17 protein-coding genes are annotated in these 19598 nt (G+C 57.8%); 8 read left to right on the top strand and 9 right to left on the bottom strand.

Going from position 1 to position 19598, the window contains the following annotated elements; all coding sequences use genetic code 11:
- Nucleotides 1-59: 59 nt before the first annotated feature.
- From AX735_RS00050 to AX735_RS00055, 4 genes are all read right to left on the bottom strand, one after another.
- Nucleotides 60-2390, bottom strand: coding sequence for a heavy metal translocating P-type ATPase (locus AX735_RS00050; RefSeq protein ID WP_060979476.1), 2331 nt, complete (start codon nt 2388-2390; stop codon nt 60-62).
- Between the two features lie 3187 nt (nt 2391-5577).
- Entirely contained in the window at nt 5578-5967 is a 390-nt protein-coding gene (locus AX735_RS24005; protein ID WP_202189466.1) for an MgtC/SapB family protein, read from the bottom strand.
- On the bottom strand, nt 5850-6092 hold the full coding sequence (locus AX735_RS26585; protein ID WP_446471758.1) for an MgtC/SapB family protein: 243 nt from the start codon (nt 6090-6092) through the stop codon (nt 5850-5852). The genes AX735_RS24005 and AX735_RS26585 overlap by 118 nt, the downstream gene beginning before the upstream one ends.
- 10 nt (nt 6093-6102) lie before the next feature.
- Nucleotides 6103-6786, bottom strand: coding sequence for a DUF2231 domain-containing protein (locus AX735_RS00055; RefSeq protein WP_208598030.1), 684 nt, complete (start codon nt 6784-6786; stop codon nt 6103-6105).
- Nucleotides 6787-7188: 402 nt separating this feature from the next.
- Between AX735_RS00055 and AX735_RS00060 the strand changes: the two genes are divergently transcribed.
- The gene (locus AX735_RS00060; protein WP_060979477.1) at nt 7189-7866 is read left to right on the top strand and encodes a winged helix-turn-helix domain-containing protein; all 678 of its coding nucleotides are present in this window, start codon (nt 7189-7191) and stop codon (nt 7864-7866) included.
- Nucleotides 7856-9259, top strand: a complete 1404-nt coding sequence (locus AX735_RS00065) for a sensor histidine kinase (protein WP_066274016.1) — start codon at nt 7856-7858, stop codon at nt 9257-9259. The genes AX735_RS00060 and AX735_RS00065 overlap by 11 nt, the downstream gene beginning before the upstream one ends.
- A gap of 167 nt (nt 9260-9426) precedes the next feature.
- Here the strand turns inward: AX735_RS00065 and AX735_RS24785 are convergent, their stop codons facing one another.
- A complete protein-coding gene (locus AX735_RS24785) occupies nt 9427-9633 on the bottom strand; it encodes a hypothetical protein (protein WP_156439066.1) in 207 nt (68 codons plus the stop codon).
- A gap of 229 nt (nt 9634-9862) precedes the next feature.
- On the opposite strand from AX735_RS24785, the gene AX735_RS24010 reads away from it, so the two are divergent.
- From AX735_RS24010 to AX735_RS00090, 6 genes are all read left to right on the top strand, one after another.
- Nucleotides 9863-10807, top strand: coding sequence for an NAD(P)/FAD-dependent oxidoreductase (locus AX735_RS24010; protein ID WP_231726917.1), 945 nt, complete (start codon nt 9863-9865; stop codon nt 10805-10807).
- 232 nt (nt 10808-11039) lie between these two features.
- On the top strand, nt 11040-11417 hold the full coding sequence (gene tnpA, locus AX735_RS00070) for an IS66-like element accessory protein TnpA (protein ID WP_066110687.1): 378 nt from the start codon (nt 11040-11042) through the stop codon (nt 11415-11417).
- Nucleotides 11414-11755 (top strand): IS66 family insertion sequence element accessory protein TnpB, encoded by a 342-nt coding sequence (gene tnpB / locus AX735_RS00075; protein WP_066110689.1) that lies wholly within the window; start codon nt 11414-11416, stop codon nt 11753-11755. Before tnpA ends, tnpB begins: the two co-directional genes overlap by 4 nt.
- 60 nt (nt 11756-11815) lie before the next feature.
- Entirely contained in the window at nt 11816-13459 is a 1644-nt protein-coding gene (gene tnpC / locus AX735_RS00080) for an IS66 family transposase (RefSeq protein ID WP_066110691.1), read from the top strand.
- Between the two features lie 208 nt (nt 13460-13667).
- Nucleotides 13668-15308: a TolC family protein gene (locus AX735_RS00085; protein ID WP_066268989.1), complete on the top strand. Its 1641-nt coding sequence runs from the start codon at nt 13668-13670 to the stop codon at nt 15306-15308.
- Entirely contained in the window at nt 15305-16666 is a 1362-nt protein-coding gene (locus tag AX735_RS00090; RefSeq protein ID WP_082734415.1) for a multicopper oxidase family protein, read from the top strand. Before AX735_RS00085 ends, AX735_RS00090 begins: the two co-directional genes overlap by 4 nt.
- Nucleotides 16667-16770: 104 nt before the next feature.
- On the opposite strand, the gene AX735_RS00095 is transcribed toward AX735_RS00090, so the two are convergent.
- From AX735_RS00095 to AX735_RS00110, 4 genes are all read right to left on the bottom strand, one after another.
- Nucleotides 16771-17442 (bottom strand): class I SAM-dependent methyltransferase, encoded by a 672-nt coding sequence (locus tag AX735_RS00095; protein WP_066044418.1) that lies wholly within the window; start codon nt 17440-17442, stop codon nt 16771-16773.
- Nucleotides 17442-18320, bottom strand: coding sequence for a sterol desaturase family protein (locus AX735_RS00100; RefSeq protein WP_066274019.1), 879 nt, complete (start codon nt 18318-18320; stop codon nt 17442-17444). The genes AX735_RS00095 and AX735_RS00100 overlap by 1 nt, the downstream gene beginning before the upstream one ends.
- 77 nt (nt 18321-18397) lie before the next feature.
- Complete coding sequence (locus AX735_RS00105) at nt 18398-19123, bottom strand: helix-turn-helix domain-containing protein (RefSeq protein WP_231726889.1); 726 nt, start codon at nt 19121-19123, stop codon at nt 18398-18400.
- Entirely contained in the window at nt 19120-19491 is a 372-nt protein-coding gene (locus tag AX735_RS00110; protein WP_286130846.1) for a CopD family protein, read from the bottom strand. Before AX735_RS00110 ends, AX735_RS00105 begins: the two co-directional genes overlap by 4 nt.
- Nucleotides 19492-19598: the final 107 nt, after the last annotated feature.

Raw genomic sequence — 19598 nt, forward strand, 5'->3', positions numbered from 1 at the left:
GACAATAGCTATTTCAAGCGTGCCGTCAGCGCTAGCGCAATAGGTTTTGCACCCATCGACTAGACCTCGACCGTTTTCAATCTAAGCGCATTGCCGATGACGCTGACTGACGACAGCGCCATCGCGGCCGCCGCTATGATGGGGGACAGCAGAAGACCGAAAACCGGATAGAGAACGCCGGCTGCGACCGGAATGCCAGCGACATTGTAAGCAAATGCGAAGAACAGATTCTGGCGGATATTGCGCATGGTCGCTCTGCTGAGGTGCTGGGCACGCACGATGCCCGTTAAATCGCCCTTGAGCAGCGTCACGCCCGCGCTCTCGATGGCAACATCGGTGCCTGATCCCATTGCGATCCCGACATCGGCGGAAGCAAGGGCGGGGGCATCGTTCACACCGTCGCCTGCCATTGCAACAACGCGCCCTTCGGCCCGTAGTCTCTGGACAACGGCGCTTTTTTGGTCAGGCATTACGTCAGCCTCGATGTCGACGATGCCTAGACGGCGTCCGATAGCCTCGGCAGTGATGCGATTGTCACCAGTCAGCATGATGACCCGAATGCCCGCGGTCGCAAGGTCTTTGAGCGCTTGCGGCGTTGACGCCTTCACAGGGTCGGCAATCGCAATCACGCCAGCGGTTACGCCATCGATGCCGAGAAAGATGGCGGTGGCGCCATTGGCACGCAGTTCATCGGCGCGGGCGGCAAGCGTGCCAATAGGGACGCCGAGTTCGGTCAAGAACCCGGCCTTGCCGACGACCACCGCGCGCCCATCCACCGTGCCCGTAATTCCCTTGCCGACGGGTTGATCGACGTTTGAAGGTTCGCTGAGGATAAGACCTTTTTCTTCAGCGGCCTTGACTACCGCCAGAGCAAGTGGATGCTCGCTCATGCGTTCGAGGCTGGCGGCAATGCGAAGTACCTCGTCTTGCGCTTGACCCTGGGATACCTCGATGCCGACTACGGCGGGCCTCCCCTCGGTCAGCGTGCCGGTCTTGTCGACGACGAGCGTATCGATCTTTTCCATCCGCTCAAGTGCCTCGGCGTTCTTGATGAGAATGCCGGCCTGTGCGCCGCGGCCGACCCCGACCATGATCGACATGGGCGTCGCCAGCCCCAGCGCGCACGGACAGGCGATGATGAGAACGGCGACCGCTGCGATCAAACCATAACCCATGGCAGGAGGGGGACCGATAAGCGACCAAGTTACAAAGGAGACAATCGCGACGAGGATGACCGCAGGAACGAACCAAGCTGCCACTGCGTCGGCAAGCCGCTGGATCGGTGCCCGGCTTCGCTGCGCGTCGGCAACCATCTGGACGATACGTGCAAGCATCGTGTCACGTCCGATCTTGTCGGCGCGCATGAGGAGCGCTCCAGTCTGATTGATGGTCCCGCCGATCAATACAGCTCCCATCGCTTTGGTGACCGGCATCGACTCCCCGGTAACCATAGACTCATCGACGCTTCCCTGGCCTTCAAGAAGAACCCCGTCGACGGGTACCTTTTCGCCAGGCCGGATCCTGAGTGTATCGCCTATCTGAATGTCCTCAAGCGCGACCTCTTCATCCTCACCGTCCGCCCGTACCCGACGCGCGCGCTTAGGCGACAGGTCGAGTAGCGCCCGGATGGCGCCGCTAGTCGTCTCGCGCGCCCGTAATTCAAGAACCTGACCTAGCAATACAAGAACTGTAATGACTGCCGCTGCCTCGAAATAAACAGCGACAGAGCCATCTGCTGCCCGGAAGGCAGCCGGAAAGATTTTGGGCGCGAGAACCGCAACCATGCTATAGGCCCAGGCAACGCCTGTCCCCATTGCGATTAGTGTGAACATGTTAAGGCTGCGGGTCTTGAGTGAAGTCCATGCCCGTTTGAAAAAGGGCCAGCCTGCCCAAAGCACAACTGGCGTTGCTAGCGCCATCTGTATCCAGTTGCCCGTTTGGCGTCCTAGCCATTCGTGCAGTCCGGTCAGGTGGCCGCCCATTTCAATAGCCAGAACGGGCAACGCTAAAACCAGGCCGATCCAGAAGCGGCGGACCATATCGCGATATTCTCCGCTCGGACCTTGATTGGCGGTTGGCATGACAGGTTCGAGCGCCATGCCGCAAATCGGACAGCTGCCGGGAACAGGCCGCTGAATTTCTGGATGCATCGGACAGGTCCAGATCGCACCGTCGGTTACGGCAGCAGCTGCCGCGTCTTGGGTTGGACGGCGCGATCCTGAGACAAAGCGGCCCGGCTCGGCGACGAATTTTACATGACAGCCAGAGCTGCAGAAATAGAAGGCTTCGCCTTGATGAACTGCTGATGGCGTATTGCCGGCGGGCTCAACCGTCATGCCGCAAACAGGATCGGTTGCAACTACGTCGGTTCGGTTGGATGAAGCGGGCATGTTACTCCTCGCTCTCGCGAGCTTTCAACAATTGACGAGGTACGAAAGTCAGGCCGCTCTCACTCAATTCGCCGAGCTCATCCGCTTTAGCCAAACGGCGAAGATGCTGGAGCGGTATCGATTTGCCATGATCGCCAATGGCGAACGTGTCTGTCTCTAATGTTTTGCGAAGGCGAGAGGCCATGCTTTTGCTCCATGGTTATCCTCTCGCCTCCGGCCCGCGGACGGGGCGACCCGACGGGCAAACCAAGCGCAAGGAACGACTAACTCATTTTTTAATACGCAGCTGCGACCGGCACCCCTTGAAGATTGTTGAATTATTTGCGCCTTCGATTGCAAAACATTCGCCGACGCGTGCGTTGCCTCGTCATTATGAGGGTGTACCATCGGTCTCAGGACGAGCTGGCATATGACGCGTGGGCCCAAGATTGGGCCACGCGGCTGTGAACGGCACGGATATGCCGTGTCCGAACAGACACGACACCATGCTTTACGGCTGAATCCGGTCGTCCGTTAGTGGTTGCCATGGCCGCCGTGTGAACCGCCACCGTGCCCAGCATTATGTCCGTTACCGTGCCCGGCATAAGGGCGCCAACCATGACCACCGCCATGCAACCCGATTCCGAGAGAGCCATAAAGACGTGCGCTGGGCCCATAGCGATAGGGGTCGAAATAGCCGCTGCCATCATATCGCGCAGAAGAGCGTGCTTGTCGGATGGATATAGGGATCATACATGTTTGCGAGGACGCCTTGCTGGTTTCCTCCAAGGAAGCTGCCGGACGTGACGGCGCAGGTGGCGATGCTTGCGTGCTTTTTGTGGGAATTATGTCCTCTATCGGCTTAGCCACAAAGGCGCCAGGCGTCGAACACGGCACCGCGTAATAGGCGAATGCGGGACGCGGAGCATTATAGGTAGTGCATCCACCGAGTATCGCGAGCGACATCGGCGCGAGAGAAAGTCTGATCGAGCGAACCAACATATTAGCCTCCTGATTCTGGCGCCCGCGTCAGTGGACGAAGTTGCGACGCCAAAGAAATATGTGCAAATCGAAATGCGCCCTCGAACTCGTTTAAATCGGCGCTTCGCGTCGCGGCACTCGCTTTAGGCGCATTGATTTCATTGCGCGCCGAGATGTGCTGGGCGCTAGTTGGGGCTCAGGTACATGTTTGCGGTGATATCCGACAGCAACTAGCTCATGTATCGCCGTCAGATGTTGATAGTTCGCTGTCCGGCCTTGCTTTTGCGCGAGGCTTGCGCACGCAAACTCTAACGTTACGCGGGCCGACAGCTTGACAGCGCCGCTCGGCGCGATTGACGTTACGTCTGTCATTTGAAGCAACCTTCGGCATGGGCGAGGCTTGAGAAAGTCCGTCCAAGCCAGATGATTGGAATGTCGATGATCCCGCGACAGCGACTATCGGCGTAGCTACGATCGACAGGGCCAGCAAAGTTCTAGTAAACATGGTGTCAGTTCCTGCTTGAGGTGCAAAAAGCCTTTCAATGGCAAGGCTGGCATCAATGCTAATCATCCAAGATCACATGGGCCTGAGCTGCGAATGAACATGCTTTAATCTTGTACTGCCGCCAATTCATGGCTTAATGCTGGCGTATTATTACATGTAGGCCGGTAAATTTATTTAAACCGAATTCATCAAAATCACAGTATGGTGTTATGCTCTTGAGCAAATCTTCATCGTCCGCCTGCGACCAACGCTAGGCGAGAGGAGAAGCCATGATGTCCAAAATTGCGACCGTGGGCTGCCCAAAGGCGGTTCTCGCTGTGATACTTATGACCAGCGCGTCACATGCATACGCTGGCGATGCTCGGAGTCCCGAACGCTTCGTTTCGATTACGGTATACGGAAGCGAAGCATGCCCGGCGGCTGCCCACGCAGAGATTGTCGTTTGCGGACGCGAGCCCGAATCGGACCGATATCGGATACCCCGAACGCTGCGCCGAGCCAGATATCAACTGCCCGCGCAAAGTTGGGCAAGCCGTGTGCATACACTCGACGACATTGCCCGCGCAGGCCGCCCGAACGGCTGCTCGGTCGTGGGCCCGGGCGGACAGACTGGATGTTATGGTCACGCGCTCGAGCGATGGTTCGCCGAAAGACGTCAATAGAGTGTCAGTGCGCATGGCGATCCAATGCAAAAGGTCACGATCCGTCAATTGAGAGCCTTTGGCAGTTCACATAAGCTGGTGTACCTATCCAGAGATATTATCTTCCGGCAACGCGATGGCCTTGCCCCAACCCTTTGATCATGTCGATTTGACCGAGACGGGGCTGGCAGCACCTACATCTATTCCGAAAGCCATTTGGGCGAGCGCGATCGCGCGACGCCTGTCGGAAGAGTCCTCTGATAAATCGCACCATGCGACACAAGCAGAGGCCCCGTTTAAATCGTTCCAAATGCGTTCCGCCATTAAGCTAATCTCGTGCTGCGCGGGTGCGCGACCGGCTGTCATGCAGTCGATCATCACGGGGTGAAAAATCCGGCTGATATCGGACAAAAGCATGGTGATCTGGCCTCGCTGGCGACCGCAGGAGCGGAGAGCCTGGCAATAAGAGATGTAAGCATATTCGATAGATCATCTCGCGCAAAGTAATTCTGGCGCTATATTCGGCGAGAACTTTTACAATTCGCCGTCCCCAAAACTTGCACGTGAGCCACAGCACAAACGCATTCGTGAACTATACGCTTGGTGGGTGTTTGCGGCACTGTCAGATCCTTACGGTGTATTTGGGCATCGTACTTAAGGTCTGACGTCGGCAACCGGTATCGCGAGTATTTGACCCCGGTCGACAGGGGAGGGGAGGACGACCGGGGTCCTTGCCAGCATCAACGTCGGCACAACGCACGCGCGTCATGCCAGATTAACGGGCCATAAGATGCTGGCCCGATTGCTCAATTTGTAAAACCTCCTTTCCTGGTCTGGCTCTTAAATCCTAAACGGATAGCTTTTCGGTTTAGGCGTTGTCATTGCCTTTACGGATCGTCTATCTTGTTACATGAAGCACTTTAGCGGCATTGTTTGTGGTTATTCTGAGCTGAAAATTGCAAATTTGTCACTTTAGGCCGCGCCAACACCGAGATTGGTTGCACCCTCCGCCTCGCCGCGCAGAGATGCTGACGTGGGCGCAGATTTACTTGTCAGATCCCGAAGGAGCGGCAATCACGTTCTAGTCGTTCGAAGCGGCCTTGGGCTTCGCTTTTTTCGGTTGAGGAGCGTCTGCCTGAGTGTTGCCGCTCGCATCGGGATGCTCATTTCGTGCGCGATAGGAGAAACGATTCCAGCCCGGCAGACGATAAAGCTCAAGAACACCTAAAATTAACAGCGCCGTGATTGCGGCAAGATGGTAGATTCCATAGGCCGCGCTGAGTCCGACTGCTGCGGAAGCCCACAGCGTCGCCGCCGTTGTCAATCCCGTTACGCGGCCAGTGTCTCGCAATATTATGCCGGCTCCAATGAAACCGATTCCGGTAACAATGCCAGCGGAGATCCGGCCCTGGTCACCGATCGCTCCCGAAACAAGTCCGAAAGCGCACGCGCCAAGAGCTGCCCCATATATGTTCGGATGCCAGCTTCACGACCGTTGCGTTCACGCTCCCATCCGATCAACGCTCCAAGTGCCGCCGCTAACAGCATGCGGCCTACGTCTACAAACCATGGCACATCGGACGGGACTGAAGACATGCCCGGCCGCTCAAAATGCGAGGTGACGCATGCCGCCGTGCATGAACGATCCTCCGAGCCACCCTTGGATCGATATCGCTATCGTCAAGCCGGCCAAGATTAGCCAGTACGCGGCTCGGTATCGACCCGGATGGCGATGTCGCGCAAAGGCCATGTATACAAGTATGCTTGCAAAGACGGCGATCGAGGTTCCGATCCAACGATGTGCCGTCAGGACAGGATTGCGATCTACAAATTGCCAGCCGCCTGCAAACCAACCTAGCCCCGCAGCGACAATCGCGCCGATCGCGCCGACAACCAACATGACGCCCGCAACGCGCTGATAGCTCGCGTCGCGTCGCCACAGGCCAAAAAGTTCGACGCCCATTGCTCCGATTATCATCGCAATCGGGAAATGAATGACCATGGGGTGCAAACGCCCCAACCAGTTGAAAAGCCGTTGCAGGAAGGTTTTTCCCTCAGGCGAATCATCGTGCATGTGGCCCATCGATGCCCCATCATGAGAACTGGCTTGCGTTGTTGCGGGCATGCTTTCCATCTGCATGTCAGCGTGCCCGTCTTCTTGATGCTCCGTTGAGGAATGCTCGGTTAGTGGTCCAGAGGCTTTTTCAACAGGTTCGTTTGCCGCCGCCGAGCCCGCCGAAATCAGAAGCGCTGCGGCAAACAGCGGAGTAAATTGTTTCTTGAAGGCCATTGGTTGTAATCCTGCCGATAATGTTGGTGGGAACAGCCGCGAGGCTGTCCTTCAGCATTATCTAGGCTAGGCCCGAATGCCTTTGGTCAGCTACGGATATCGTCACAGCCTTCCTGACGTGGCCTTTCGTCCGCAGGCCTTTCATGAACATTACAACGTTTTCATATATTCAGGCGGTCGAGTGCCGTTTTTGGAATATTGCCTCGAACCTTGCGGATGATAGCGTTGTAATGATTGTTACAGGTGCCTGATACGCAGGACAGGTGATGTCCAATATTTTGTTATGCCGGAAAAATGATTTGGTGCTTCGGCGAAGCCTATATCTCGCAATAAGTCGGGACGTTTGTGCTAAGACAACGCTCCTAGCGAATCTTTTGCCGGTAAGTGAGATAAGGCACACATATGAAACTGCTTCTGATCGAAGACGATAATGCAACTGCGGACTACGTTAGGCAGGGTCTCATCGAGCTCGGGCATGCCTGCGACCATAGCGAGACGGGAATTGACGGTCTCACGGCCGCGTTGACTAACAGTTATGATGCCATCATCCTCGACCGGAGCCTACCGCAACTGGATGGGCTTTCGGTGCTGCAGGCTCTTAGGGCCGAAGGCCGGACCGTTCCGGTGCTCATTTTAAGCGCGCTCGGTCAGGTCGACGACCGTATCCGGGGCCTAGACAGTGGCGCCGACGACTATCTTCCAAAGCCTTTTTCATTTCAGGAGCTCATCGCAAGGCTGTCTGCGATCATCCGCCGCAGTGAAGGGGTAGCCTCGACGACCGTTGTGCGCCAGGTTGCCGATCTCGAGCTTGATCTCCTGGCGCGTTCTGCGCGGCGCGGGGACCGCAATATAGAGCTGTTCGCCAAGGAATTTCAGATTCTCGACTATCTCGTGCGCCACGCCGGCCAGGTTGTAACTAGGACAATGATGCTCGAGGCCGTTTGGGATTATGGCTTCGATACGGGAACAAATGTAATCGATGTCCACATCAGCCGCCTGAGGTCCAAAATAGATCAGCCCGGGGAACGACCTTTGCTCCACACCGTGCGCGGAGCGGGCTACCGTCTCGATGCCCGATAGACGAAGGCAAACCCATGCGGCCGCATTCAGGGGGGCGTTGTGGGTTACCCTTGCCGCTTTGGTCGCGACAGTGACATCGCTGACCTTGCAATATTCGCGAACCATCAGCCTTCTCGACACCGAGGCGCAGCATATGGTGGGCGCCGAAATTACGGGCCTTGCCGACCGCTATAATGCGGGGGGTGTGTTCGAGCTAAAGCGGTTTGTCGATGCGCGTGCACAAAGCGGTGAACCAAGAGATTTTGTCTATGCGGTGGCTGATCCCAGATTCAAGGTTATTGCCGGTGACCTATCTTCCTGGCCACGCGACATGCGTCATGACGGATGGAACCGGGTAACCGTGCCGCTGCAAAGCGGGGGGAAAACCGTTGAACACGATATCGAGGCTCGAATTGTTCGTCTGAATGACAGTGGTCGCCTGCTCGTTGGACATCTTGCAAGCGGAAGGGCCCGGCTGCGTGAGCGCTTCATCGAGACCCTGATCTGGTCGATCGGCCTTACTGCGCTCATTGGATTGGGGTTGGGATGTTTGATTAGCCGTCGTGCTCTCCGTTTTGTTGGGCGGGTGAGCGATACCGGCGAACGATTTCTCGCAGGTGGACTTGACGAGCGTTTGCCGACAACCGGGAGGGGCGACGAATATGACCGACTGGCTGAAACCGTTAACGCCTGCTTTTCCGAGGTCGAACGCATGGTCGCAAGTTTGCGCGCTGCGACCGACGGGCTGGCACATGATTTGAAGACACCTATCACAAGGATCAAGGCTCGAATAGAACTCGCGACGCTCAGGGAGGCACCGATTGATCCGAGCATTCTTTTGGAAACGTCGCATGACCTCGATGCACTGCTTAAGCTTATCAACGATTTGTTGGGTCTTGCCCGAACGGAGGCTTTGACAGCTGAAGCGTTTGAGCGGGTCGATCTGGCCGAAGTCGCCAAAGAGGCCGTCAATCTTTATGAGCCGGTGGCTGAAAGCGAAGGATGCCGACTGGTCGGACATACGCAACCAGCGGTTGTTGAGGGTGTCAGACCTTTGTTGATGCAAGCTGTGGTCAACCTTATCGACAATGCGCTTAAATATGGAGGTGCCGCCGCCAATGTCGGCGTTTGGACCGAAACGTGCAACGGTCGGGTCATCCTTTCAGTGACGGACGATGGACCGGGCATTGATCAGGACGATTACAAAAGAGCTGTTGCACGGCTCACGCGATTGGACGCTAGCCGGACGACTCCTGGAAGTGGGCTTGGTCTATCGATCGTTTCGGCAGTTGCGCGCGCGCATGGTGGTACTTTGTCGCTACACGATAACCGCCCCGGCCTCAAGGTCATCATCAACCTCCCAGCTGTCGCGGGCTCGGGTGCCACACCCACTGCGCAAACTGCCGCAGTCTAATTGAAAAACGCAGCTTTAATGGCTTACGGCGGCTTTGTTAATCACTGCGTGAACCGTGTAGAGACCAGATCAAAACCACCTGCTTTGAGATCGGGCGACACCGACTGAGCTTATATCCAAGAAGATAGTGCCGTTTCCGCATTCCTGACAAGAAGAGGATAGAAAATTTACCTACGATCCTTGTCCTTCTGTTCTTTGTCTTGTTTTTGGTTTGATGAAGGCGCGTTATCGACCGGATGATCATGTGTTTCAATGCCGGCATAATGATTCAGCTGATCTCTGGAGATGTCGGCATTCTGTTCGGGCTCGCTGCAGCTGGCAAGACCTATACCGATAACGAAAACCACCCCCATTCGCGTGCATTTAGAGGTCATATTATGTCTCCTTGGTCATGCTGGATCACACTGCTGGCAAAATGTTTGTCCCTAAAATAATACGCACCGCATCGGCAAAACCCTCATGTTTCTGTGCGCCTAACCGCATTGCAGCGAGGGAAGCCCGAACGAGCAGCGTATAACCTTATAGAGGCACCTTTAATTCTAGGCCCAAGCGCATCTTGGCCGACAATCGTCCGGTGCTCGGTCTATCGAGGAGTGAATGCTCATGTCCATAAAATCGGCAGACCGTCGCCGGGAAGGTGATCCGGACGAAGCGTTTGACTGTATCGTGATCGGCGGCGGCCCAGCGGGACTGACCGCTGCGATCTATCTACAACGATTCTTGCGGCGCTGCTTGGTAATCGATGCTGGGTCGGGACGCGCAGCATCCATTCCGCGGTCGCATAACCTGCCGGGTTTCCCAGGGGGTCTGTCAGGTACCGAGTTGCTCGCCCGTCTGCAAACGCAACTCCACGAATTTGGCGGTGTCATTGAACAGGCGGAAGTTGAAAGTATCGGGTTGTTGAATAAAGATTTTGAGGTTTGCAGTGGTCGTGATGTATTTTGGTCGCGGTCAGTTATTCTCGCAACTGGCGTTGTCAATCACAAGCCGGATATGCCCGAGGCGATGCACGCCAGCGGCGTTTCTCGCGGTCTCATTCGCTATTGCCCGATTTGCGACGGATATGAAGCACGTCAATTGTCAATCGCGGTGTTAGGGGCTGATCGGCACGGTGCTGCCGAGGCCCTGTTTCTGCGCGCCTATGGGGCTCCAATTACATTGCTGGCACAACACTCGCTTGAACTTAAAGACCCCGATTTGCGAGATTTGGCGCAGGCTGGCATCAATGTTGTCGAGGAGGCTGTCGAAAATTTTCATCTTACCGCCTCGGCGGTCGAAGTGTCGTGGGTCAGTGGCAGGCGTCAATCTTTCGGCACACTTTATCCTGCTCTTGGATCAACGGCCCGGACCAAGCTGGCGGTCCAGCTCGGCGCGAAGTTGAACGATCAAAGATCCTTAATAACCGACCAGCACCAAAGAACTTCGATACGTGGACTTTACGCGATCGGTGATGTTGTCGAAGGCCTCGATCAGATTTGCGTTGCTGAAGGTCAGGCTGCGATTGCAGCAACTGCCATCCACAACGAATTGATCAAGCGCGACCGCTAGCCGTTTCGTGCCATTACTGGGGAGGCCTTTCGGTTGGGGATAAACCACCATGGCTGTCCTCGATTGCCGGACCTTTTCCCGCTGTGATCGAATTTCTCTCGTTATGTTGATGCCTCGCTCCCAATAATTCGACTGACTGTCATTACAGTATCCATCCGGCGGGGGCCGCCTTGTCTGGGTAGGTATTGAGCGCTCTTTAGCGTGCTCTTGTGAGCGCGCTTAGGAGTGGTCGATGGGTCAGGTGACGGTGTTTTCGGGGCCAGAGCGGCGCCGACGGTGGAGCGAGGAAGAGCGGCTGCGGATCCTGTCCGAGGCTTTCGCGCCGGGCGCCTGCGTTGCCGAGGTGTGCCGCCGTCACGATATTTCTTCGGCGCTGATCTATACGTGGCGGCGCAAGCTGCGCGAGGCAGGTGCGGCGCAGGAGGCCAGCGCGGCCGAGGCGTTGCCAGCGCCGGTGTTCGCCGAAGCTGTGTTGGACGAGGATGCGGTGGCAGTCAGCGCTGCCGAGCACCCCGCGATGATCATCGATCTGCCGCGCGGCAAGCGGCTCAGCATTTTCCCCGCGGCATCACCGGCCCTGGTCGCTGCCGCGCTGAAGGCCTTTCGATGATCCCTCCCGGCGCCCGTGTGTGGGTCGCGCTTGGCCACACGGATATGCGGAAGGGCATGCAGGGCCTGGCGCTGCTGGTGCAGCAGGGGCTCAAGCGTAATCCGCATGGCGGGGATCTGTTCGTGTTCCGCGGCCGCGCAGGCTCGCTGATCAAGATCATCTGGCACGACGGGATCGGCATGTCGCTTTATGCCAAGCGGCTCGAGAAGGGCCGGTTCGTATGGCCCTCGGCGAACGAGGGAACGGTGTCGCTGACCCCGTCGCAACTGGCCTGCATGCTCGAGGGGATCGACTGGCGCAACCCGCAGTATACGTGGCGGCCGGCGAGCGCAGGATAATCGTCGCAGACCCGCATTTTGCCCTTGCGATAGGGGGTGGATGATGATTCACTCGCCCTCATGGAAGCCGCCATTTCGCCTCTTCCGGACGATGTCGAAGCGCTCAAGGCGCTGGTGGTTTCCGCGCTCCAGAAGGCTGACGAAGCAGAGGCCAAGCTGGCCAACGCCCATGCCCGCGAGAGCGCCATCGAGGCGCTGATCGCCCACCTCAAGTTGCAGATCGCCAAGCTGAAGCGCGAGCAATACGGCCCCAGCGCCGAGCGCAGCCGACGCCTTCTCGATCAGATGGAGCTGCAGCTCGAAGATCTCGAGGCTGACGCCGCCGAGGATGATCTGGTCGCCGAGGAAGCGGCTGCCAAGACCACCACGGTCACCGCGTTCGAACGCAAGCGCCCGGCAAGGAAGCCGTTCCCCGAGCATCTGCCGCGCGAGCGTGTCCTCGTGCCTGCCCCCTGTTCCTGTCCGGCCTGCGGCGGAGATCGGCTCTCCAAGCTCGGCGAAGACATCACCGAGACGCTCGAGGTCATCCCCCGCTCCTGGAAGGTGATCCAGACGGTGCGCGAGAAGTTCTCGTGCCGGGGCTGCGAGAAGATCACGCAGGCGCCCGCTCCCTTCCATGTGGTCCCGCGCGGATGGGCCGGGCCCAGCTTCCTCGCGATGCTATTGTTCGAGAAGTATGGACAGCACCAACCGCTCAACCGCCAGGCCGAGCGGTTCGCCCGCGAGGGCGTGCCGCTCAGCGTCTCGACCCTTGCAGATCAGGTCGGGGCTGCCGCCCACGCGCTGATGCCGCTCTACAGGTTGATCGAGGCGCACGTTCTGGCCGCCACCCGGATCCACGGTGACGATACCACCGTGCCCGTCATGGCCAAGGGCAAGACCGATACAGCACGATTATGGGTCTATGTGCGCGATGATCGACCCTTTGCCGGGTCCGATCCTCCAGCTGCCCTGTTTCATTACTCGCGCGACCGGCGCGGCGAACATCCGCAGGCCCATCTCGCGGCATGGTCCGGCATTCTGCAGGCCGATGCCTATGGCGGCTACAACGAGCTCTACCGCGCGGGCCGCGACCCCGGACCCGTGCTCGAGGCTGGCTGCTTCGCCCATGCCCGGCGCAAGTTCTTCGAGCTGGCCGATGTTGTAAGCTCAGCCCGCAAGAAGAGCCGCGGTCAGCGCAGCAGCATGATCTATCCGATCGCGCTCGAGGCCGTGCAGCGTCTCGACGCCCTGTTCGACATCGAGCGCGCCATCACTGGCAAGAGCCCCGCCGAGCGGGTTGCCACCCGCCAAGAACTCAGCGCGCCGCTGATGGCCGAGCTCCACACCTGGCTTACCGAGCAGGTCGGCAAGCTATCGCGCGGCCATGATCTGACCAAGGCCTGCCTCTACATGCTCAAGCGCTGGGACGCGTTTACCCGCTTCCTCGACGACGGCCGGATCTGCCTCACCAACAACGCCGCCGAGCGCGCGCTGCGCTGCATCCCGCTCGGCCGCAAGGCATGGCTGTTCTGCGGGTCCGACCGCGGAGGCCAGCGTGCTGCTATCATCTACACCCTGATCCAGACCGCCAAGCTCAACGATGTCGACCCACAGGCATGGCTCGCCGATGTCCTCGCCCGCATCGCCGATCAACCGGCCACAAGGCTCGACGAGCTCCTGCCATGGAACTGGGCGCCACGCTCCGAAGCAATCGCAGCCTAAACCAAGCTACGCGCCGGTCGGCATCACGCCGCGGCACTCACCGGATGGATACTCATTACATCCCAAATTGGCTGTAACTATTTAGGTGCGTCCGTCGAACGTCTTCCAGCGAGCCAAAATATATCCAGCATGAGAATGAAGGCGGGAAGGGAAGAGCGTGCCATCAAACATATCGAGAATTATTCTTAGTCGATCCCAAGCTCGTGCCATGGCTTTCTGCTCGCTGGCAGCACTCGCTTTGTCGGGTTGTGCAACCTTCGATCCGGCTAGCGACAAACTTGAAATCGATCGTCTGCTCACCGAGCGCGGCGCGCCAAGCCTCGGTTGGAACCAGAAAGGGTCGGCCGAGGACGAGGCGGCAGTACAAGAGTGGCTTGCACAACCCTTAACGCGCGACACCGCAGTAAAGATCGCCGTGCTAAAAAGCCCCCGGCTGCAGCAACTCTATGGCGAGCTGGGGTTGGTGCGAGCTGATGTCCTGGAAGCCGTGCAGATCAGCAATCCACGCATCGGTATTTCCTCGCTGTCGCTGGAGAACGGGCCGGGCTCACAACTTGTTTTCGGCGTCGCGCAGCCGCTCGTCGATCTGCTCACTTTGCCGGTCAAGGCGAAGCTTGCACGTCTCGACTATGAGCGATCGCGTTATCAAATTGCTGCCGCCATTCTCGGCGTCTCGCTTGACGTCGAGTCCGCCTGGTATGGCGCTGTCGCGTCACAACAGGTCGCAGACATGCGCGCCGCCGTCGCTGAAGCGCTGCAGGCATCATCCGACCTGGCCCAGCGCTTTTACGATGCGGGCAATATCACCGAACTCGAGCTGAACCGTGAAAAGGCGGCAGCAAGTGAGGCGCGGGTCGATGCAGCCCGCGCTGGCGTCGCTGCGAAGATCGCACGCCTCGAACTTAACAATTTGCTCGGGCTGTCGGGTGAAAATGGTCGATGGACGAGCACGGCGGTGCTTTCGTTGCCGATTGCCCAAGAAGACGATTCTGCCACATTGCAGCAGATGGCACAGGCAAACAGTCTCGAGCTGCTTGCTGCCCGCAAGGGTGAGAAGGTCGCCGTTGGTGCTGCCAAGATCAGCCGCTGGTTTCGGCTACTGGGAACGACGACCATAGGTTATGAACGTGAGCGTGGAGTCGAACGCAGCGTCATTAAAGGACCAACGCTCGATCTGGAGTTGCCGATTTTCAACCAGAACGGTGCCGCAGTGGCGCGGTCGCGAGCCCAGTTACAATTAGCGCGCGCGCGGCTTTCTGCGCTCGAGTTGAATGCGGCTAACGCTATTCCTGCGGCAACCGAGCGGGTCCGTGTCTTGAGCGAGGTCGTGGACATCTATCGGACCGCACTGGTGCCTGAGCGCGAGACTGTCGCGCGCCAGAGCCAGCTCGAGCAGAATTTCGCGCTGATTGGCGCGTTCGAGGTGCTGGCCGCGCGCGCACAACAGTTCGATGCCTACCAAGCTTTTCTGGAAGCCGTGCGTGATTACTGGCTCGCACGCGTTGATTTGATGCGGTTGATTGGTAGCCGGCTGCCGAGCGAGGCAAATGCTTCTGAGCCGACGCAGTCCGTGCAGGATTATCTTAACCCGGCTACAAGTCCATCAGCGCCGAATGGGCATCACAATCATGGCGGAGCTTCAGCACCCGCAGCACTGCCTGCCGAACCGTCCCGCGAACAGGGGCAGGTTCTGCCGAACTCTGATGAAACATCTCCGGCGAAACACCACAACATCCCTTCTGCAACAGCAGATCCGGATGCGGCTTTACCGTCGCGTGAGATGCATGGTGGCGTTCAGACCGACGCCGCTGATCCGCCAAAACAGATAGAGGGAGAACCGGACCAATGACGACCCGCCGACAGATTTTGACATCGGGTGCGGGAGCAGCTCTTGGACTTGTGCTTGCAGGCCGCGCTTCTGCTCAGGACCACACAGCGCATGGAACTTTACCTGCAATGCCGATGGACAGTGAGAAAGGGCAGCCTCAAGTCGATCTGCCAGCGGATAAAACCAATATGCCGGCCGTTGCCCAAAACGTCAGCCAGGGCCGCGTTCGAACGCTGAACGGTTGGAGCCTTCCGCATCGCATGGTCGGCGGCGTCAAAGAGTTTCATCTCGTTGCAGAGGAAGTCAATCATGAGTTCGTGGCCGGCTCAAAGGCTAAATGCTGGGGTTACAACGGATCGACACCCGGCCCGACGATCGAGGCGGTCGAGGGTGACCGGGTCCGTATTCTGGTAACAAACCTGCTTGGCGAGCACACTTCGGTGCATTGGCATGGTCTCTTATTGCCCTCGGGAATGGATGGTGTGGGCGGTCTCACCCAGCCGCAAATCAGTCCGGGCGAAACCTTCGCATATGAGTTCACATTGCGCCAGCATGGCACCCATATGTACCATCCCCACGCCGACGAAATGACGCAGATGGCTTACGGCATGATGGGTCTTTTTGTCATTCATCCGCGCGTCGCCGAGCCTATAGATCGTGATTTCGCATTTCTGCTTCATAACTGGGCCTTGAAGCCCGGCACTTGGCGGCCGGACCCGTCAATAATGGTTGAGTTCGACCAATGGACATTCAACTCAAAGATGTTTCCGGCAATTGAACCGCTCGTTGTGCGAACCGGCGACCGGGTGCGCATTCGCGTTGGTAATTTGTCCATGTGGAACCATCCGATCCATTTGCACGGCGTTCAGTTCGACGTGACTGGCGGTGATGGCGGTCGCTGGCCGCGGGAGCGCTGGCGCCGCGAAGTTACCGAGATCGTGGCCGTCGGCCAGATGCGCGACATAGAATTCACAGCTGTAGCTGGAGACTGGGCGTTACACTGCCACATGGCCCACCACACGATGAACGCTATGGGTCATGGTATTCCGAACCAGACTGGTGTGGATCAGTCAGGTGTTGAAGCACGCATTCGCAAAATTTCGCCTGGCTTCCTTCCGATGATGCGAAACGGCATGGCAGAGCATCAGGAGCATACAGATGCGGGTCACCAGGGTCCCGTGAACACCGCACCGATGATGGCTGGTCAAGGGCAATTCGGTAATCTGGAAATGGGCGGAATGTTCACGGTAGTAAAAGTTCGGGATGATGTACTGCCTGGCGATTTTAGCGATCCGGGCTGGTATCAACATCCTGCGGGCACCGTCGCGCGCCGGATCAGTAGCGATCCTGCCTTTGGCGGGCCCATCAGGAAGTCATAAGCAAAGTATAGCCCGCAAACCTGCGATGCCCTTTTGGGGATCTCTGCCATTCGATCCTCTGATTCTTGCGTGGCCCAGAGGATCGATTTTTCTGGTTCCGACCGTCATCCGCCCGGAATGTCTTTTTCGCCGCACAGAATAGAGATCGAGCCGGTGATCGTGTTGATCTGTTTTATCTCCCGCACGTTCGAAAAGCCCGCCTCGATCATCAGGGGCACGAGCACGCCATCCGCGTTGGGCTGGGTGTCCGCCATGCCGTCCAGCTTCTGTATGGTTGCTCTGAAAAGCCGGCGCATCAGCCATGAGCGCTGTTCGCCGTAATCGGCGATGTACAGTCGGCCAGCTGTTCGGAGTATAGAGTGGATTTCGAGCAGAAGACGCAGTTTTTCATCGAGCGGCACCTGATGAAGAACGAGGCAGAGTGTCGCTAACGTAGGAGCCGGCCAATCTGCCGCTGTGTCTGCCGAGAACAGCCCCTGTGCGAACTCGGCCTTAATCGCCGCACGGCGCGCCTTCTTGCGGGCAATCGCTACTGCATGCCGGTCCGGATCGATGCCAAAATAGCTTGTCGCAGGGTTCTTCAGTGCCAACACAAGCGCAAGGCTGCCAGTCCCAGCCCCGATATCCAAAAGAATATCGCCGCTTTTGGGCGAGATGATTTCAACAAGCGCACTGCGCCAGACGCGTTCGCGTGTGGATAATCTGACCCCGGCATCATAAAAAGGCGTCAGGAAATGATGGCCTGCGGGCGGCGTGTATGTGCCAGGGTCCGGCATCAGTGGCGACGATCGGATTGCGACAGGCTGGTTTCCGAGTGCGTAGCCCTGAACGGCTCGGCAAGTTGCGCGAGGTAGGTTTTCGGAAAGTCAGCGCGGCCCGCAATGCCAATCTGTCCTGCCCGAATATGGTTGCTGGACCGAAATCTGGCTGTTCCCAAAAGGACGTCCCAAACGGTGAAGAAGAGCCCGAAATTTACATCGCCCTCCTCAGCCGACGCCAGATGGTGATGGCGGTGCACCGGAGCGACAGCCCAGAGATAAGCGAGGGGACCAATCCGCATGTCGACGTTGGAATGCTGCAGCTGGAGCTGAATCGCGACCGCGAAAGACCCGACGACTGCGATATCCTGCGGAATGCCCATCAAGAGCCAAGGCAAGGTGCCGACCGCAATCTCGATCAGTTGGTGGACTGGGTGTTTGAGAAGCCCATTAAACCCGTACATTCTTCGGACCGAATGGTGCACGGCATGGAAACGCCAGAGCAACGGGAATCTGTGACTGGCGAAATGGGCGAAAGTGATGCCTGCGTCCAACAAAAATATAGCCAGCACCACCTGCGCCCAGAAGGGTAATGATGTTGGCCAGACCGAAGGCCAGGGAACGACACTGGCAAAGAAGGGCAACATGAGAACGAGCAGCAGAATTGAGCTTTCGTTTATAAGAGCATGTGCCAAATCGCGCTTCGCATCCCCTTGATTGCGGTTCCACTGGATTTCAAACGGAGCGATACGCTCGGCAATCAGCGATGTCGCGATAGCTCCGACCAGCAACGCGATGAGCCACAAAGGCGACATCCCAGCGGAGACGAGCATCGCTGCACCCCCGACAAAAGTCAGAAAGTAAAGCGGGGCATAGAGAGTACGGAAAGCCAACACGAAAGCGCTCCTTGGAAATGTTGAGTGCTTCTCTTCGATCTACGAACCCTTGGTCTTGAACGTTTCGCTGACTGGTATCAGCGAATGACCGAGATCTCGAGCTGGGCGAGCCCAAGCGAGGGGGTGACACCGAACCACTCGACAAGACGGCGGGTAAAATGGGCCTGATCGGAAAAGCCCCCGGCAGCAGCCGCGTCCGCTAGATTGCGGAATTGCCCTAGTGCGTCAATTGCGCGCTGTAGCTGAAGCCACTGCAGCAATTTGGTTGTCGGCACGCCGAAATCGTGAACAGCAATTTCTCGCAGACGCGTTGTCGAAAGACCAACCGCTTGCGCAAGTGCTGTGGGACTGGAGCCGGGCTCGAGCGTGCCTAATGCGGCGGCAAGCCGGTGATCGATCGGGCTGGCTGAACTTTTTCGCAGATAGGTTCCCACCCACCGCCTAGCATCCTCGCTGCTACTTACCGCCCCAAGCGCCACCGCGTCTTTGGATGTCAAGCGCACCGGCGTTGCCTGCCGCACAAGATTCCTCATTCCGCGAAAAAGCGGATCGACATAAATGGTGCGAACGGCAACCCCTGCCGGCACCAGGCAATGCTTTGTGCCAGCGGGAACGATCACAGCCTGTCCCTGCTCAAGCTGCAAAGCATGCCGACCTTCAATCTTTATGGGAAACTCGAGCGCGAGGCTGATCTGATGCGCGATATGGCTGTGGGGTCTGTTGTCGCCCGTGCGCGCATCGAGCAAAGCCCAACCGACGCCAAGCGTCATCTTGCCCGACCACGAGGCTCCGGTTGCGTTCAAGGCATCGTCATGCTGGCCGGTGGTTCAAGCATCCCGAGCCATGCGATAAGGCCCAAAATCGCCAAGCCTGCTCCGGCTTCAAGCAAGAGGCTTGTTCTCAATGCGGCGACGGCTGTCGCGGTATTACCCTCTGGTAACACCATGCCCAAATCTGGGGTGAGACGCCACCGGTTCTTGGCCCCGAGAAACAGCATCGCGCCAACCAGCACAAGTTTCAGGACAAGCAACTGACCATAAGTGCTTTCGAAGACACTAGATATATTTGACAGGCCCACTAAAATCTGACCATTAATCATGCCAGTGATGACGATCACTGCCACGCAGATTGTGCCCACACGCGAAAAACTGTCCAGTGACCGATGCGCCACAGTCAGGCGGTCGCCCTATATACCATCATCGGGTGCTTGCAGTATCCTGAGGTGTCCGTCGTCAGAACATTTGGCACAGGTCGCGGCGTAAATTAGCGGAGTGCGGG

Origin of the sequence: Blastomonas sp. CCH1-A6 (assembly GCF_001556365.1) — a bacterium.
Lineage (GTDB): Bacteria > Pseudomonadota > Alphaproteobacteria > Sphingomonadales > Sphingomonadaceae > Blastomonas > Blastomonas ursincola.

What these genes read in the sequence shown, in the direction of transcription:
- AX735_RS24010 (WP_231726917.1), top strand. Translation starts at nt 9,863, where the DNA reads ATGTCCATAAAATCGGCAGACCGTCGCCGGGAAGGTGATCCGGACGAA.
- AX735_RS24785 (WP_156439066.1), bottom strand. Translation starts at nt 9,633, where the DNA reads ATGACCTCTAAATGCACGCGAATGGGGGTGGTTTTCGTTATCGGTATA.
- tnpA (WP_066110687.1), top strand. Translation starts at nt 11,040, where the DNA reads ATGGGTCAGGTGACGGTGTTTTCGGGGCCAGAGCGGCGCCGACGGTGG.
- AX735_RS26585 (WP_446471758.1), bottom strand. Translation starts at nt 6,092, where the DNA reads ATGTCTTCAGTCCCGTCCGATGTGCCATGGTTTGTAGACGTAGGCCGC.
- AX735_RS00085 (WP_066268989.1), top strand. Translation starts at nt 13,668, where the DNA reads ATGGCTTTCTGCTCGCTGGCAGCACTCGCTTTGTCGGGTTGTGCAACC.
- AX735_RS00090 (WP_082734415.1), top strand. Translation starts at nt 15,305, where the DNA reads ATGACGACCCGCCGACAGATTTTGACATCGGGTGCGGGAGCAGCTCTT.
- AX735_RS00050 (WP_060979476.1), bottom strand. Translation starts at nt 2,390, where the DNA reads ATGCCCGCTTCATCCAACCGAACCGACGTAGTTGCAACCGATCCTGTT.
- AX735_RS00055 (WP_208598030.1), bottom strand. Translation starts at nt 6,786, where the DNA reads ATGGCCTTCAAGAAACAATTTACTCCGCTGTTTGCCGCAGCGCTTCTG.
- tnpB (WP_066110689.1), top strand. Translation starts at nt 11,414, where the DNA reads ATGATCCCTCCCGGCGCCCGTGTGTGGGTCGCGCTTGGCCACACGGAT.
- AX735_RS00060 (WP_060979477.1), top strand. Translation starts at nt 7,189, where the DNA reads ATGAAACTGCTTCTGATCGAAGACGATAATGCAACTGCGGACTACGTT.
- tnpC (WP_066110691.1), top strand. Translation starts at nt 11,816, where the DNA reads ATGGAAGCCGCCATTTCGCCTCTTCCGGACGATGTCGAAGCGCTCAAG.
- AX735_RS00095 (WP_066044418.1), bottom strand. Translation starts at nt 17,442, where the DNA reads ATGCCGGACCCTGGCACATACACGCCGCCCGCAGGCCATCATTTCCTG.
- AX735_RS00065 (WP_066274016.1), top strand. Translation starts at nt 7,856, where the DNA reads ATGCCCGATAGACGAAGGCAAACCCATGCGGCCGCATTCAGGGGGGCG.